The organism is Rhizobium sp. P1_B8 (genome assembly GCF_056406515.1).
Genome location: NZ_JBFTZZ010000016.1, coordinates 24,668 through 37,509, shown reverse-complemented (window position 1 = coordinate 37,509; position 12,842 = coordinate 24,668). Strand labels below are relative to the sequence as shown.

The 12,842-nt window shown below is 61.0% G+C and carries 13 protein-coding genes; 3 read left to right on the top strand and 10 right to left on the bottom strand.

Annotated features, from left to right (window positions below):
* Positions 1 to 163: 163 nt before the first annotated feature.
* On the bottom strand, positions 164 to 661 hold the full coding sequence (locus tag AC1D2N_RS19555; RefSeq protein ID WP_018243651.1) for a DUF2244 domain-containing protein: 498 nt from the start codon (positions 659 to 661) through the stop codon (positions 164 to 166).
* Between AC1D2N_RS19555 and nth the strand changes: the two genes are divergently transcribed.
* Positions 660 to 1,466: an endonuclease III gene (gene nth / locus AC1D2N_RS19550; RefSeq protein WP_197728322.1), complete on the top strand. Its 807-nt coding sequence runs from the start codon at positions 660 to 662 to the stop codon at positions 1,464 to 1,466. The genes AC1D2N_RS19555 and nth overlap by 2 nt on opposite strands.
* Here nth and AC1D2N_RS19545 read toward each other — a convergent pair.
* Complete coding sequence (locus tag AC1D2N_RS19545) at positions 1,431 to 2,009, bottom strand: TetR/AcrR family transcriptional regulator (protein WP_130759050.1); 579 nt, start codon at positions 2,007 to 2,009, stop codon at positions 1,431 to 1,433. The two genes, nth and AC1D2N_RS19545, sit on opposite strands and share 36 nt — an antisense overlap.
* Before the next feature lie 83 nt (positions 2,010 to 2,092).
* Between AC1D2N_RS19545 and AC1D2N_RS19540 the strand changes: the two genes are divergently transcribed.
* A complete protein-coding gene (locus AC1D2N_RS19540) occupies positions 2,093 to 2,518 on the top strand; it encodes a VOC family protein (protein ID WP_130759051.1) in 426 nt (141 codons plus the stop codon).
* A gap of 273 nt (positions 2,519 to 2,791) precedes the next feature.
* Here the strand turns inward: AC1D2N_RS19540 and AC1D2N_RS19535 are convergent, their stop codons facing one another.
* The gene (locus AC1D2N_RS19535; protein ID WP_130759052.1) at positions 2,792 to 3,505 is read right to left on the bottom strand and encodes a sulfate transporter family protein; all 714 of its coding nucleotides are present in this window, start codon (positions 3,503 to 3,505) and stop codon (positions 2,792 to 2,794) included.
* 237 nt (positions 3,506 to 3,742) lie between these two features.
* Between AC1D2N_RS19535 and AC1D2N_RS19530 the strand changes: the two genes are divergently transcribed.
* Positions 3,743 to 4,597: a MurR/RpiR family transcriptional regulator gene (locus AC1D2N_RS19530; protein ID WP_018243656.1), complete on the top strand. Its 855-nt coding sequence runs from the start codon at positions 3,743 to 3,745 to the stop codon at positions 4,595 to 4,597.
* A gap of 27 nt (positions 4,598 to 4,624) precedes the next feature.
* On the opposite strand, the gene AC1D2N_RS19525 is transcribed toward AC1D2N_RS19530, so the two are convergent.
* The 7 genes from AC1D2N_RS19525 to AC1D2N_RS19495 form a co-directional block, all read right to left on the bottom strand.
* Entirely contained in the window at positions 4,625 to 6,208 is a 1,584-nt protein-coding gene (locus AC1D2N_RS19525) for an FGGY-family carbohydrate kinase (RefSeq protein WP_018445987.1), read from the bottom strand.
* Positions 6,208 to 6,897, bottom strand: a complete 690-nt coding sequence (locus tag AC1D2N_RS19520) for an HAD family hydrolase (protein ID WP_018243658.1) — start codon at positions 6,895 to 6,897, stop codon at positions 6,208 to 6,210. Before AC1D2N_RS19520 ends, AC1D2N_RS19525 begins: the two co-directional genes overlap by 1 nt.
* A gap of 97 nt (positions 6,898 to 6,994) precedes the next feature.
* Entirely contained in the window at positions 6,995 to 8,476 is a 1,482-nt protein-coding gene (locus AC1D2N_RS19515; RefSeq protein ID WP_130759053.1) for a mannitol dehydrogenase family protein, read from the bottom strand.
* Between the two features lie 84 nt (positions 8,477 to 8,560).
* Positions 8,561 to 9,559, bottom strand: a complete 999-nt coding sequence (locus AC1D2N_RS19510) for an ABC transporter ATP-binding protein (RefSeq protein WP_018445985.1) — start codon at positions 9,557 to 9,559, stop codon at positions 8,561 to 8,563.
* Between the two features lie 18 nt (positions 9,560 to 9,577).
* On the bottom strand, positions 9,578 to 10,408 hold the full coding sequence (locus AC1D2N_RS19505; RefSeq protein ID WP_018072683.1) for a carbohydrate ABC transporter permease: 831 nt from the start codon (positions 10,406 to 10,408) through the stop codon (positions 9,578 to 9,580).
* Position 10,409: 1 nt separating this feature from the next.
* Entirely contained in the window at positions 10,410 to 11,282 is an 873-nt protein-coding gene (locus AC1D2N_RS19500; protein WP_018243661.1) for a carbohydrate ABC transporter permease, read from the bottom strand.
* Between the two features lie 138 nt (positions 11,283 to 11,420).
* Positions 11,421 to 12,731, bottom strand: a complete 1,311-nt coding sequence (locus AC1D2N_RS19495) for an ABC transporter substrate-binding protein (protein ID WP_477981798.1) — start codon at positions 12,729 to 12,731, stop codon at positions 11,421 to 11,423.
* Between the last annotated feature and the right edge of the window lie 111 nt (positions 12,732 to 12,842).

Sequence of the window (12,842 nt, the reverse complement as noted above, 5' to 3'; positions counted from 1 at the left end):
ACAAGGAGATAGTCAATAGGGGGTGAGCAAACCACCCGATTCTTGCGTAGCCGCTGGATAGAGCAATTCCAGGAAAAGTGCGAAGCGGTTTTCCGTCCGGAATTGCGTAAAAGCAAAAGCTAGAGCGGTTCTGCGCTTCCGTGAAAAGCTGAACCGCTCTAGCTCAGATCCGCTGCTTGACCGTCGCCAGTGCTCCCTTGAAGGCCTTGGCGAAGCTTTCGCGATCGTCGGGATTGAGGAAGGAGCCGATATCCGTGCGCCGGCCCTCACCGAAGATATGCATGGAAAGAATGCCGATCTCCTGGTGCCGGCGAACGAGGAAGCGTGCCCAGAACGGATTGAAATGATGCTCTACCATCCGTCCCGATGGCGTAAACTTGCGCACCGACACGTCCATACGCGACACCGTCACCTGTTCGCGCGCTTTTCCGGAGCGGTAATTCAGCCAGAAGGCGCCGTAGAGAAGCACGAAATCCAGTCCGAAGAAGAAGCCTATCGGCCAGGCGCCTGTCGCGATGAAGAACATGCCGTAGAGGAAGCAGACCGCACCGGACAGGGCAAGCAGCACCTTGAAGCCCCGGCGGCCAAGTGACCGGTGGGGAAAGAGCTCGGCAGCGAAAACAGGCTGCTCGTTGGAGCTGTCGGCGTTGCTTTCCATCATGGCTGCTGAGTATAGAGTTTCCATGGCAAATCCGAAACTCAAATCCGTTACCAAGACGCCTCAGGATACGAAAGTGATCGTCAGCCGCAAATCGGCGGCAGCGGTGCGCACCGCCTATTCACTGGCCGAGCGAGAGGAAATCTTCCGTCGCTTCTCGGTGCAGCGGCCGGAACCGAGGGGCGAGCTCGAGCACACCAACCCCTTCACGCTCGTCGTCGCCGTCGCGCTTTCGGCGCAAGCGACCGATGTCGGCGTCAATAAGGCGACGCGCGCGCTCTTCAAGGTTGCCGATACGCCGGAAAAGATGCTCGATCTCGGCGAGGAGCGGCTGCGCGATTACATCAGGACGATCGGCCTCTTCCGCAACAAGGCGAAAAACGTTATCGCGCTCTCACAGATGCTGGTCGACCAATTCGGCGGCAGGGTGCCGGAGACGCGCGACGAACTGGTAAGATTGCCGGGCGTCGGCCGCAAGACCGCCAATGTCGTGCTTTCCATGGCCTTCGGCCAGGCGACGATGGCCGTCGATACGCACATCTTCCGCATCGCCAATCGCATCAGGCTTGCCCCCGGTAAGACGCCAGACGAGGTCGAGGCGCGGCTGATGAAGGTGATCCCGAAGCATTACCTCTATCACGCCCATCACTGGCTGATCCTGCATGGCCGCTACACCTGCAAGGCGCGCCGGCCTGAATGCGAGCGCTGTATCATCGCCGATCTCTGCAAATCGGCGGAGAAGAGTTGGGATGTGCCGGCGCCGCTGGCCGAGCTACCGCCGCAGGTGATCGGCGAGGCCGTCGAGTAGAACAGCGATTGCCTGTTCGTAATGCCGCCTCTCAGCGCCCGCCTCGATCGCGATCGCCGCGCGATCGAAGGCCGCCGATAGCAGCGACGTCAGCGGTTCGAGCATAGCGCCGGCCTCCGGAAGCATGGCTGCAAGCCCTGCCCGCAGCGTCGCTTCCGAATTCTCTGCATCGATCGCCGCGGTCGCCGACAAGCCGAGAACGGCAGGTGCCTCGATCAGCAGCAGCCGCGTGCGCCCTTCCGCCCTCATCGCATCGAAATAGGCCGAGGCACCGGCGATCAGCGTGGCACGCGGCGCGTCGTAAGACGCCGAGCGCGCCTCGATCGCCTCGCCCACCGCTTTCGCCTCGCATTCGATAACCGCGCGAAAAAGCGCCCTCTTGTCTTCAAAATGATGATAGAGCGCGCCACGCGTCACTCCCGCCGCCGCCACGATCTCCGGCGTCGCGGTTTCGGCATAACCTTTCTCGATGAAGAGACGCCGACCGGCGTCGATCAGCGCCTGTCTCGTCTGTTCCGATCTCTCGCGATTGCTGCGACTCATACGCTCTCTTTACATACAAACTGCATGTATGTTAATAGCAAAAAACATACAGATTGCATGTAAATGCAAAGGAGGAAAAAGAGATGAAATCGACGAGCTATTATCCTGTCATCATGACCGACGACGTTACCGGCACCGCCAGCTTCTATTGCACGCATTTCGGCTTCAAAGCTCTGTTCGAGAGCGACTGGTACGTTCACCTGCAATCGGCAGAGAATGAGCACATCACGCTTGCCATCCTTGACGGCAGGCACGAGACCATCCCGACTATAGCCCGCGGCAAGGTGTCTGGCCTGCTCCTCAATTTCGAGGTCGCCGATGTCGATGCAATCTATGCAGCCTGCCGGAGCGCCGGCCTGCCAATTCTGAGAGAAATCCGCGACGAGGATTTCGGCCAGCGGCACTTCATCACTGCCGATCCGAACGGTGTGCTGATCGACATCATCAAGCCGATCCCGCCGAGCGCTGAATTTGCGGCGATGTACGACGTCTCCGCCCTGCTTGGTTGAGCCTTAGAGCCTTTCCGGGTTAGATTGAAGCATTCTTCCGGAGCAAGTTTTCGTCAGGGCAAAGGCGATTGGCGATGGGCATACCTCTTGGTACGTCCGAGCCGATCGCCTCTGTCCTGACGGAAAGATGCCCGGCCCTTCGGGTTGGCTGAAACGGGCCGGCTGATCGACCGGCCGGCTTGGCCGTAGAGCTGGGCTACGACGCGCGCCGGCCGGCCGACCATCCGACTCCGTTTGAGCCAACAGAATGCTTCAATCTAACCCGGAAAGGCTCTAGGTCCGCAAACCGGTATCCCGTGCGGAAACCAGTTTGTGCAGATGCACCATCATGCCGGCGGCAAAAAGCGGTGTCAGAAGATTGACGATCGGGATCGCCAGAAAGAGGGCGATCACCAGCCCGCCGAGAAAGACGGTGGAGGCATGCTTGGCGCGGAAGAGCCGTGCCGCATCAGGCGAACGGGAGCGCATAGCGGCGAATTCGAAGAACTCCCGTCCGAGCAGATAGCCATTCACCAGAAAGAACGCGACCAGATTGACGCCGGGGATAAACAGCAACAACAATGCCACGATATTGCCGAGGATCACCACGCCGAGGAACTTGATCGAGCTTGCCATCGCCGGACCGAGCGGCATGGCGGTGCCCGGCGCGTCCTTGGGATAGTCGCGCTTTTCGATGACATCGGCGACATCGTCGAGAAACAGGCCGGCGATCAGCGCCGTCACCGGCGACAGCAGCAACGCCAGCATCAGCGCAAGGCCGATACCGGCAAGGATCGCGAAGAGGAAAGCGAGCCACCCCGCCCAATCCGGCATCTCGGGAAAGAAGCCCGTGAGCCAGGGAAAGAGCAAGGCCATGAAGGCCCCGCGCAAAGCGAACCAGAGGCCGACGAGCACGAGAATCGTCAGGCCGAGCACCTTCCAGAAGACAGAACGTGTTTCCGATGCGAATAAATTGGCGAGCGAAAGTCGAGCGGCGTCAAGAATCATGTCTCAGGCGTCTCCGGTTGCGCCGAAGATGTAGGAAAGGTGGAGGCCATCGACAAGAGAGAATAAAATTGCATTCTGTAATAGAAAACTTGTCGAAAACTGAATGCTAATATAATATTGTAAGGCATCTAAAATACGCATGGGCCTGAGAAGCAGCTTCCGAGAATAGTTGCAAAGACAAGGGCGCGCAACAGCGCACCCCCGGAACGCCTCTGAGGGAAGACGGGGGAGGCTGATGTGGAAGACTTTGTGCACAAACTCAGGCAATACGCAAAAACCGGCACGCCGGCCGAACGCCGTATCGCGAAATATTTCACCGAGCACCTGAACGACCTGCCGTTCGAGACGGCTGCGTCCGTCGCCGACAGGCTGGATCTTTCGCCGATGACCGTCGGGCGCTTTCTGCGCGCGCTCGGCTATCAGGGACTGGACAGCGTCAAGGTGGAGATTCGCGAGACCGTGACGACATCGCCGGCGCAATTGCAGAGCGCTATGAGCGAGCTGCATGCGGACGCCGCGGAGGGTAAACCGCTCGCCGTGCTGGTCGCCGAACAGATTCAGGCCCTCCATCATATCTATCATCTGACGGCGCAGGCGCACTGGTCGGAGGCCGTCGGCTTGATCAGCACTGCCCGCGAAGTGTCGATCGCCACGCATGCGCGGCTCTCAAGCCTGGCCAATCATTTCTGTCAGCGGCTGACGCAAGCCCGCGACGGCGTGCGCACCCTCGACGCCGCCGACAACCGTTTTGCGGAACTCTTCGCCCGGCTGGCGGTCGACGACGCGCTGCTTGTCATCATCGATTGCCGCCGCTTCGCCAAGGCACGGCTGCTTGCCAGAACGGCGCGGCGCTACGGTTATAAGGTGGTGCTCATTTCGCCGCAGCAAGCGGACTGGATGGCGGACCAGTCGAACGTCATGCTGCCCTTGCCGCCCGCTCGCGCCCCCGATCTCGATAATCTTCCGCCGCTGATCGCGCTGCTCGATTGCCTGTCGGAATCCGTCATCCTCCAAGTCGGAGAAGAGGCTGCGCTTCGCCGCCGCCGCATGATGGAATTCGCGACAGTCCTCGGCGAGACGGCAAACCACTAATTTAAAAGGCCAGTGCATAGGCGGCGTCTATTGCATCGTTTCCAGTTCGGCGCGGTGCCGGTGCATGGCGAGAAGACGGCGGTAGTCGCGGTCGTAAAGCGCCTGCTTGGCCTTGTCGGGAAGCCGTTCGTCGCCGCCCGGATACATCGCCTCGCCGGCCGCCGCCAGATCCTTGTACAAGCCGCAGGCGACGGATGCTGCGATCGCGGTGCCGAGCAGCACCGCCTCGTTCATCCTCGGCACCACGACCTTGCAGCCAGTCGCATCGCTATAAAGCTCCATCAGCACCGGGTTCTTCACATGCCCGCCGGCAATATGCAGCGTATCGGGCATGTAGCCGTATTCCTTCATCATTTCCAGGATATGGCGGATGCCGAGCGCAATCCCCACCGCAGACCGCCAATAGAGCGCGCAGAGCCCGTCGAAGGACGTATCAAGGGTCAGCCCGCTGACGACGCCGACGGCGTGCGGATCGGCGAGCGGCGAACGGTTGCCATGGAAATCCGGCAGCACGAAGATCCGCGCACCGAAGTCATCGCCCTCCTCAGCCCGCAATTCCGCGATACGCGCGACGATCTTCTGATGCAGCGCTGCCGTCGGCTCGCCACCGGCCGCATGCATGCGCACGATGTGGTCGAGCAACGCGCCGGTCGCCGATTGCCCGGCCTCCACCAGCCAGGACTGCGGGAAGACAGCCTCGTAATAGGGACCCCACATGCCATGGCTCGGCTTACGTTCCCGCGAGAAGGTAACGATGCAGCTCGACGTGCCGGCAATCAGCGCCAGCTGGTGCTCGCGTTTGACAGGATCGGCGGCGTAGCCGCCGAGCGCGCCGAGTGCGCCGGCATAGGCGTCGATCATCCCGGCAGCGACATGGCAGTCCGTCGTCAGCCCCAGCGCTTCCGCCGCTTCCTGCGTCAGCCGGCCGACGTTGTCTCCGACAGGCGTGGTCTCATCCGGCAGGTGGCCGCGCGCCTGAAGGTCCTCAAGGCCGATCCGTTCCAGGAAATCCTGCTGCCAGCCCTTTTCGAGATGGGCGAGATAGTTCCATTTCGCCGTCAGCGTGCAGCGCGAGCGGGCGGGCGATCCGGTCGATTTCCATGTCATGAAATCGGCGAGATCGAAGAAGTAGCCGGCCTTTTCCCATGTGGCGGGCAGCTTCTTCTTCAGCCACATCAGCTTCGGCATCTCCATTTCCGGCGACATCACGTGGCCGGAATGTTCGAGCACTCTATGCTGCGTCGCCGTGCAGAAATCGGCTTCCTTCAGCGCCCGATGGTCGAGCCAGACGATCGTGTCGAAACGCCTCTCCCCGCCTGTGGAAACGCTGAGCTGCCGGCCCTCGACGTCACGGACGACGAGCGAACAGGTGGCGTCGAAGCCGATCGCTCCGACCGAGGCGGCGGCGATGCCGGATTGCTCCATCGCCCTGCGCACTGCCATGCAGGCGGCCGACCAGATATCTTCGGAATCGTGCTCGGCATGGTTTTCGCGCGGCCGGTTCATCACGATCGGATGCTCCGCCTTGGCGAGCAGTCGGCCACGTGCATCGAAGACGCCGGCGCGCGCACTGCCCGTGCCGATATCTACCGCAACCACATGATCACGCATCAAGTCTTGGTCCCGTCCAGCTTATGGTTGCGGACAAGGTGTATCAAATCCGGCATGGCGTCAAACACCACTTCCGGCGAAAGGCGGTCGAGTTCGGCACGGTATCCGGCGAAGTTGGCGTGTGATCCGCCGGTGAAGGCGAAGACCGTCATGCCTGCCGCCTTGGCGGCGGCAACGCCGGCCGGGCTGTCTTCAACGACAAGGCAATGAGCAGGCTCGACCTGCATTTCACGCGCCGCATGCAGGAAGAGATCAGGCGCCGGTTTGCCGCGCTTGACCATCGTCGCGCTGAAGATGTCGGGCAGTTTGTCGAGAAGTCCGGTCACCGACAGCGACAGCCGGATTCGCTCCATCTGGCTCGACGAGGCAACGCAACAGGGAAGGCCAAGCCCGTCGATCGTCGCGGCGATACCCTCGATCGGCTTCAGTTCCGTGCGAAAACGGGCGTAGAGATCGGTGCGGATACGCTCGAGGAATTCCTCGCCGGCATGAACGTTGAATTCGGTTTCCAGCGTATCGATGAGAGTAGACAGGCTGCGGCCGAGAAAACGCTCATAAGCCTGGTCCTCGGTGATCGAGACGCCGAGATCGTTCATCGCCCCGACGAGCACGCTGATCGAGATCGGCTCGCTGTCAACGAGTACGCCATCGCAATCGAAGATGACCAGCCGTGTTTCAGCATCAGCCATGGAAGACCCAACCTGAGTTCAATTCGGACGCGTTACCGTCCCGCGTCACTCGCAAGGCCGGACGAATGGCGGCAGCAGATACCGCCATCCGGATTCCTTACACTGCGAGCTTGCCGTCGAGATAGAGCTGCAGCGTCTCCCGCGTGCCCTTTTCCCACAGGGTTTTGAGAGCATAAGCGAAACGCTTGCGGAAAAGTTCGGATTTCGCCACTTCGCCGAAAATATCGTCGAAGACGAGGAAGGCCGACGGGTCGTCCTTGGCTTTCAGCGCCGCCGCATGCAGGCGCTCTGCGCTCGCATCGTTGAAGACGATATCCTTGCCGCTGTCGGACTTGCCGGCGAAATAGCGGCACCAGAGAGCTGAAACCAGCGCCAGGCCGACGACGTCCCTGCCCTGACGCAGATTGTCGAGCGTCGACGGCAGGATGAATTTCGGCTGGCGGTTGGAGCCGTCCTGCGCCAGCCGCGGAATGGTATCCGCAATCTTCGGATTGAGCAGGCGATGTTCGATCAGGGCGAAATAATCCGTCAGCGACGTGTTCGGCACCGGCGGCACGATCGGGATGATCTCGTCTTTCTCGAGCTTGGCAAGGAAGGCGCGGATCAGCGGGTCTTCCATGGAATCATGAACGAAATGAATGTCCATCAACGCCGCCGGATAGGCGATCGCGGCATGCCCGCCGTTGAGGATGCGGATCTTCATGTGCTCGTAGGGCGTGACATCGGGGACGAAGGTGACGCCGACCTTTTCCAGCGCCGGCCGGCCAGCCGTGAACTTATCCTCGAGCACCCATTGCTTGAATTCCTCGCAATAGACCGGCCAACTGTCCTCGATCTGGAAATTGTCCCGGAGGAAATCGACCTCGCGCTGGCTGGTCGCCGGCGTGATGCGGTCGACCATGCCGTTCGGGAAGGCGACATTCGCCCGGATCCAGTCGGCAAAGGCAGGGTCCGAAAGTGCCGCCGTGCCGACGACGGCATTGGCGGTGACGACGCCATTATGGGGAATGTTGTCGCAGGACATGACGGTGAAGGGACCGATGCCCCTGTCCTTGCGCGCTTTCAGGCCGGCGACGATCAGGCCGAACACTGTCTTCGGCGCGTGGGGATTTTGTCCGTCGGCGGCGATCGCCGGATGGGTCGGATTGAATGTGCCTGATGCGTCGATGAAATAGCCGCCCTCGGTGATCGTCATCGAGACGATGCGGATGTCGGGATCGGCAAGCTTGGCGATGATCGCAGCGGCATCGCCGACCGGCAGAATGTCAATCATCGGTGCCGTGACGCGCGCCGCCGTCTTGTTGTTGTCCTGTTCGACCACTGTCGTCAGGAAATCCTGCGCCGCGAGCTTTTCGCGCATGGCGGCATCCGACGGCAGTACACCGGCACCGACGATCGCCCAGTCGTGATCCGTGCCGGCGTTGAAGAGATCGTCGAGATAGATCGCCTGGTGGGCACGGTGGAAATTGCCGACGCCGAAGTGCACGATGCCGGCTTTCAGCGATGCCCTGTCATATCCAGGGATGGCGGCAGTGCGCGCCACATCCGAAAGTGTTGCCAGCGATAATTTGCACGTCATGTTTCAGTCCTCTTGAAGGTCTACCGGAAACGGCCGGGCGCCATCGTCCGGCTCGCATGCCTGCCCCCAGCCCGGCCGCCTGCCTCAGATGGCAAGGCCGCCCTCGTTGAATTTGTGAATACGCGAACGGTCCGGCGTCAGGAAGACCGTGTCTCCCGCTTTGGCCGGGAAGTCGCCGCTACCGCGCGCCGTCACCATGCCGATGCCATCGGCATCAATATGCAGGAAGGTGTCGGAACCGAGATGTTCGGCGACCACGACCCTGCCCTTCCAATCGCCGCTCTCCATCGACAACAGCACATGTTCGGGCCGGACGCCGATGGTATGTGCATTCAGCGCGGCGGCGTGTTGGCCTGTGATGAAGTTCATCTTCGGCGATCCGATGAAGCCGGCGACGAAGAGGTTGCGGGGGCGGCTGTAGAGTTCGAGCGGCGAGCCGACCTGCTCGATATTGCCCCTGTTCAAGACGACGATCTTGTCGGCCATGGTCATCGCCTCGACCTGGTCGTGGGTGACATAGACCATCGTCGTCTTCAGCTGCTGGTGCAACTCGCTGATTTCGAGGCGCATGTTGACACGCAGCGCCGCATCGAGGTTCGACAGCGGTTCGTCGAACAGGAAGGCCGAAGGCTGGCGCACGATGGCGCGACCGATCGCCACGCGCTGGCGCTGGCCGCCGGACAGCTGACGCGGCTTGCGTTCGAGATAATCGGTGAGGTTCAGCACCCGGGCGGCATCGCTCACCTTGCGGTCGATCTCCGCCTTGTCGACGCCAGCCATCTTCAGCGGGAAGGCGATGTTGTTGCGCACGCTCATATGCGGATAAAGCGCATAGGACTGGAACACCATGGCAAGGCCGCGCTCAGACGGCGCCTTTTCGGTGGCGTCCCTGCCGTCGATGACGATCTTACCGCCGGAGACATCCTCGAGCCCGGCGATCAGCCGGAGCAGCGTGGACTTGCCGCAGCCCGACGGGCCGACGAAGACGACGAACTCGCCGTCCTTGATGTCGAGATCGATCGAAGGGATGACCTTGGCTTCGCCGAAGACCTTGGAAACCTTCTGAAGGGTAATGCTGCCCATGTTTCTCTCCCTTTTATGTTATTTCACAGCGCCGAAGGTCAGGCCGCGGACGAGTTGTTTCTGGCTGAACCAGCCAAGGATCAGGATCGGCGCGATCGCCATCGTCGATGCCGCCGACAGCTTGGCGTAAAACAGGCCCTCGGGGCTGGAATAGGAGGCGATGAAGGCCGTCAGCGGCGCCGCCTTCGAGGCGGTGAGGTTGAGCGTCCAGAACGCCTCGTTCCAGGCAAGGATGATGTTCAAAAGCAGCGTCGAGGCAATGCCGGGCACCGCCATCGGCGTCAGCACGTAGACGATCTCCTTCATCAGCGACGCCCCATCCATGCGCGCCGCTTCGAGGATCTCGCCGGGGATTTCCTTGAAGTAGGTATAGAGCATCCAGACGATGATCGGCAGGTTGATCAGCGTCAGCACGATGACGAGGCCGGTGCGCGTGTCGAGCAGACCCGAATTGCGAAACAGCAGGTAGATCGGGATCAGCGCGCCCACAGGTGGCATCATCTTGGTCGACAGCATCCACATCAGCACGTCCTTGGTCCGCTTGGTCGGCGAAAACGCCATCGCCCAGGCGGCGGGAATAGCGATGATCAGGCCGATCAGCGTCGAGCCGAAGGAGATGATCACCGAGTTCATGAAGTGGCTGAGATAGTTCGACCGGCTCTGCACCTCGGCGTAGTTTTCCGTCGTCCAGTGGAAGAACAGGAATTGCGGCGGCGAGGCGATGGCGTCGGCTTCCGATTTGAAGCTGGTCAGAAACGTCCAGAGAATCGGGAAGAAGATCAGGATGCCGAGCGTCCAGGCGATCGCGGTGACGATGAGCTTGCGCTGCGTTGTGACTTTTCTGGCCATCTCAAGCCTCCAGATTCTTGCCGACGAGGCGCACGAGGAAGATCGCGACGATATTGGCGAGGATAACAGCCACGATACCGCCGGCCGATGCCCCGCCGATATCGAACTGCAGCAGCGCCTGGGCATAGACGAGATAGGTAAGGTTGGTGCTGTCGGTGCCCGGCCCGCCATTGGTGGTGACGAGGATTTCGGCAAAGACCGAAAGCAGGAAGATCGTCTGGATCAGGATCACCACGGTGATGGCACGCGCCATATGCGGCAGGATGATGTAGATGAACTTCGAGATCGGCCCGGCGCCGTCCATTTCGGAGGCTTCCTTCTGCTCCTCGTCGAGCGACTGCAGCGCGGTCAGCATGATGAGGGTAGCAAAGGGCAGCCACTGCCAGGCGACGATCAGAATGACGGAAAACAGCGGCGCGTTCGCCAGCCAGTCGATCGGCTGCAGGCCGAGCGCCTTGGCAAGATGCGCGAACAGGCCGTTGACCGGGTTCATGAACATATTCTTCCAGACCAGTGCTGCCACCGTCGGCATGACGAAGAACGGCGCGATCACCAGAATGCGCACGATGCCCTGGCCGTACATCGGCTGGTCGAGCAGCAGCGCAAAGGCGATGCCGCCGATGACGGTGATCAGCAACACACCGGCGACGAGCAACAACGTATTGATCAGCGCCGCAAAGAAGGCCGGGTCGGACAGGAAGTATTCGTAGTTCAGAAAGCCGACGAAGCTCTCCATGCCGGGGCTGAGCAGATTGTAGTTCAGCAGCGAGAAATAGATCGTCATCACAAGCGGGACGATCATCCACGCAAACAGCAGCAGCACGGAGGGCGCAATCATCAGGCGCGCGGCGGAGCGGGTATGTAACGTTGCCATGGCAATCACCGATCTGGACGGAAGCGGGGAGCGGCCGCAAGGCAGCTTTGGTTGAAAAAAGAGGCCGCCGATGCAGTTCGGGCAATCGGCGACCCAGAGGGGCGGATTGTCAAGGATCCGCCTCTTGCTCAGGAGGTTTTATTTAATGTAGCCGGCTTTGGTCATTTCGCGGGTTGCCAGCTGCTGGGCGCTCTGCAGGGCCTGGTCGACCGAAAGCTGGCCGGCAAGAGCTGCGGAGAACTGCTGGCCCACTGCCGTGCCGATGCCCTGGAATTCCGGGATCGCCACGAACTGGACGCCGACATAGGGGACCGGCTTGACGGTCGGCTTGGTCGGATCGGCCGAGTTGATCGAGTCGAGCGTCATCTTGGCGAACGAAGCCGCTTTCTGGTAGTCCGCATTCGCATAGAGCGATTTGCGGGTGCCCGGAGGTGCGTTCAGCCAGCCTTCCTTCTCGGCGACGAGGTTGCTGTATTCCTTGCTGGTTGCCCAGGCGACGAACTTCTCAGCAGCTTCGGCCTTCTGGGTACCTGCCGGGATGGCCAGGCTCCAGGCCCAGAGCCAGTTGCCGCGCTTGCCGAGGCCCTTGTCCGGGGCGAGCGCGAAGCCGACCTTGTCGGCGACCTGCGACTGCTTCGGATCGGCGACGAAGGAAGCGGCAACCGTTGCGTCGATCCACATGCCGCACTTGCCGGTCTGGAACAGCGCCAGGTTCTCGTTGAAGCCGTTGGAGGAGGCGCCCGGAGGGCCGGCATCCTTCATCAGCTTGACGTAGAAGTCGAGCGTGTCCTTCCATTCCGGCTGATCGAACTGCGGCTTCCACTTCTCGTCAAACCAGCGTGCGCCGAAGGAATTGGACATGGCCGTCAGGAAGGCCATGTTCTCGCCCCAGCCGGCCTTGCCGCGCAGGCAGATGCCGTAGATTTCCTTGTCCTTGTTGGTGATCTTGCGGGCAGCGTCGGCGACGAAGTCCCAGGTCGGCGCGTCGGGCATCTTCAGGCCGGCAGCGTCGAACAGGTCCTTGCGGTACATGACCATCGAGCTTTCACCATAGAACGGCGCAGCATAGAGCTTGCCGTCTACAGTCAGGCCGCTGCGGATTGCCGGCAGCAGGTCGTCGACGTCGTAGTTGGCGCCGAGATTGTCGAGCGGCAGCAACCAGTCCTGTTTTGCCCAGATCGGAACTTCATAGGTGCCGATCGTCAGAACGTCGTACTGGCCGCCCTTGGTCGCGATGTCGGTCGTGACCTTCTGGCGCAGCACGTTTTCTTCGAGGGTTACCCATTCAAGGTCGATGCCGGGATTCTTCGCCTTGAAGTCATCCGTCAGCTTCTGCATCCGGATCATGTCGCCGTTGTTCACGGTCGCGATCGTCAGCGTTTCGGCCGAAGCCATGCCGGCAAACGCCAGTGCTGAGCAGGCGCCCAGCAGAAAAGTTCTCAATGTCATAATCTTCCTCCCAGAAGATGGGGTGTGAGCATTCGCTTCGCTCATGGGCAATTACTCAACAAACAACAAAGAATGTCAATCGGCAATCGTTGCTGCAGTGCCGAAGGCAAT

Bases quoted from the DNA above. Each gene is read 5' to 3' on its own strand.
- AC1D2N_RS19520 (WP_018243658.1), bottom strand. From the start codon at position 6,897: ATGGCTGATGCTGAAACACGGCTGGTCATCTTCGATTGCGATGGCGTA.
- AC1D2N_RS19500 (WP_018243661.1), bottom strand. From the start codon at position 11,282: ATGGCAACGTTACATACCCGCTCCGCCGCGCGCCTGATGATTGCGCCC.
- AC1D2N_RS19525 (WP_018445987.1), bottom strand. From the start codon at position 6,208: ATGCGTGATCATGTGGTTGCGGTAGATATCGGCACGGGCAGTGCGCGC.
- AC1D2N_RS19510 (WP_018445985.1), bottom strand. From the start codon at position 9,559: ATGGGCAGCATTACCCTTCAGAAGGTTTCCAAGGTCTTCGGCGAAGCC.
- AC1D2N_RS19555 (WP_018243651.1), bottom strand. From the start codon at position 661: ATGATGGAAAGCAACGCCGACAGCTCCAACGAGCAGCCTGTTTTCGCT.
- AC1D2N_RS19545 (WP_130759050.1), bottom strand. From the start codon at position 2,009: ATGAGTCGCAGCAATCGCGAGAGATCGGAACAGACGAGACAGGCGCTG.
- AC1D2N_RS19540 (WP_130759051.1), top strand. From the start codon at position 2,093: ATGAAATCGACGAGCTATTATCCTGTCATCATGACCGACGACGTTACC.
- AC1D2N_RS19535 (WP_130759052.1), bottom strand. From the start codon at position 3,505: ATGATTCTTGACGCCGCTCGACTTTCGCTCGCCAATTTATTCGCATCG.
- AC1D2N_RS19505 (WP_018072683.1), bottom strand. From the start codon at position 10,408: ATGGCCAGAAAAGTCACAACGCAGCGCAAGCTCATCGTCACCGCGATC.
- nth (WP_197728322.1), top strand. From the start codon at position 660: ATGGCTGCTGAGTATAGAGTTTCCATGGCAAATCCGAAACTCAAATCC.
- AC1D2N_RS19495 (WP_477981798.1), bottom strand. From the start codon at position 12,731: ATGACATTGAGAACTTTTCTGCTGGGCGCCTGCTCAGCACTGGCGTTT.
- AC1D2N_RS19515 (WP_130759053.1), bottom strand. From the start codon at position 8,476: ATGACGTGCAAATTATCGCTGGCAACACTTTCGGATGTGGCGCGCACT.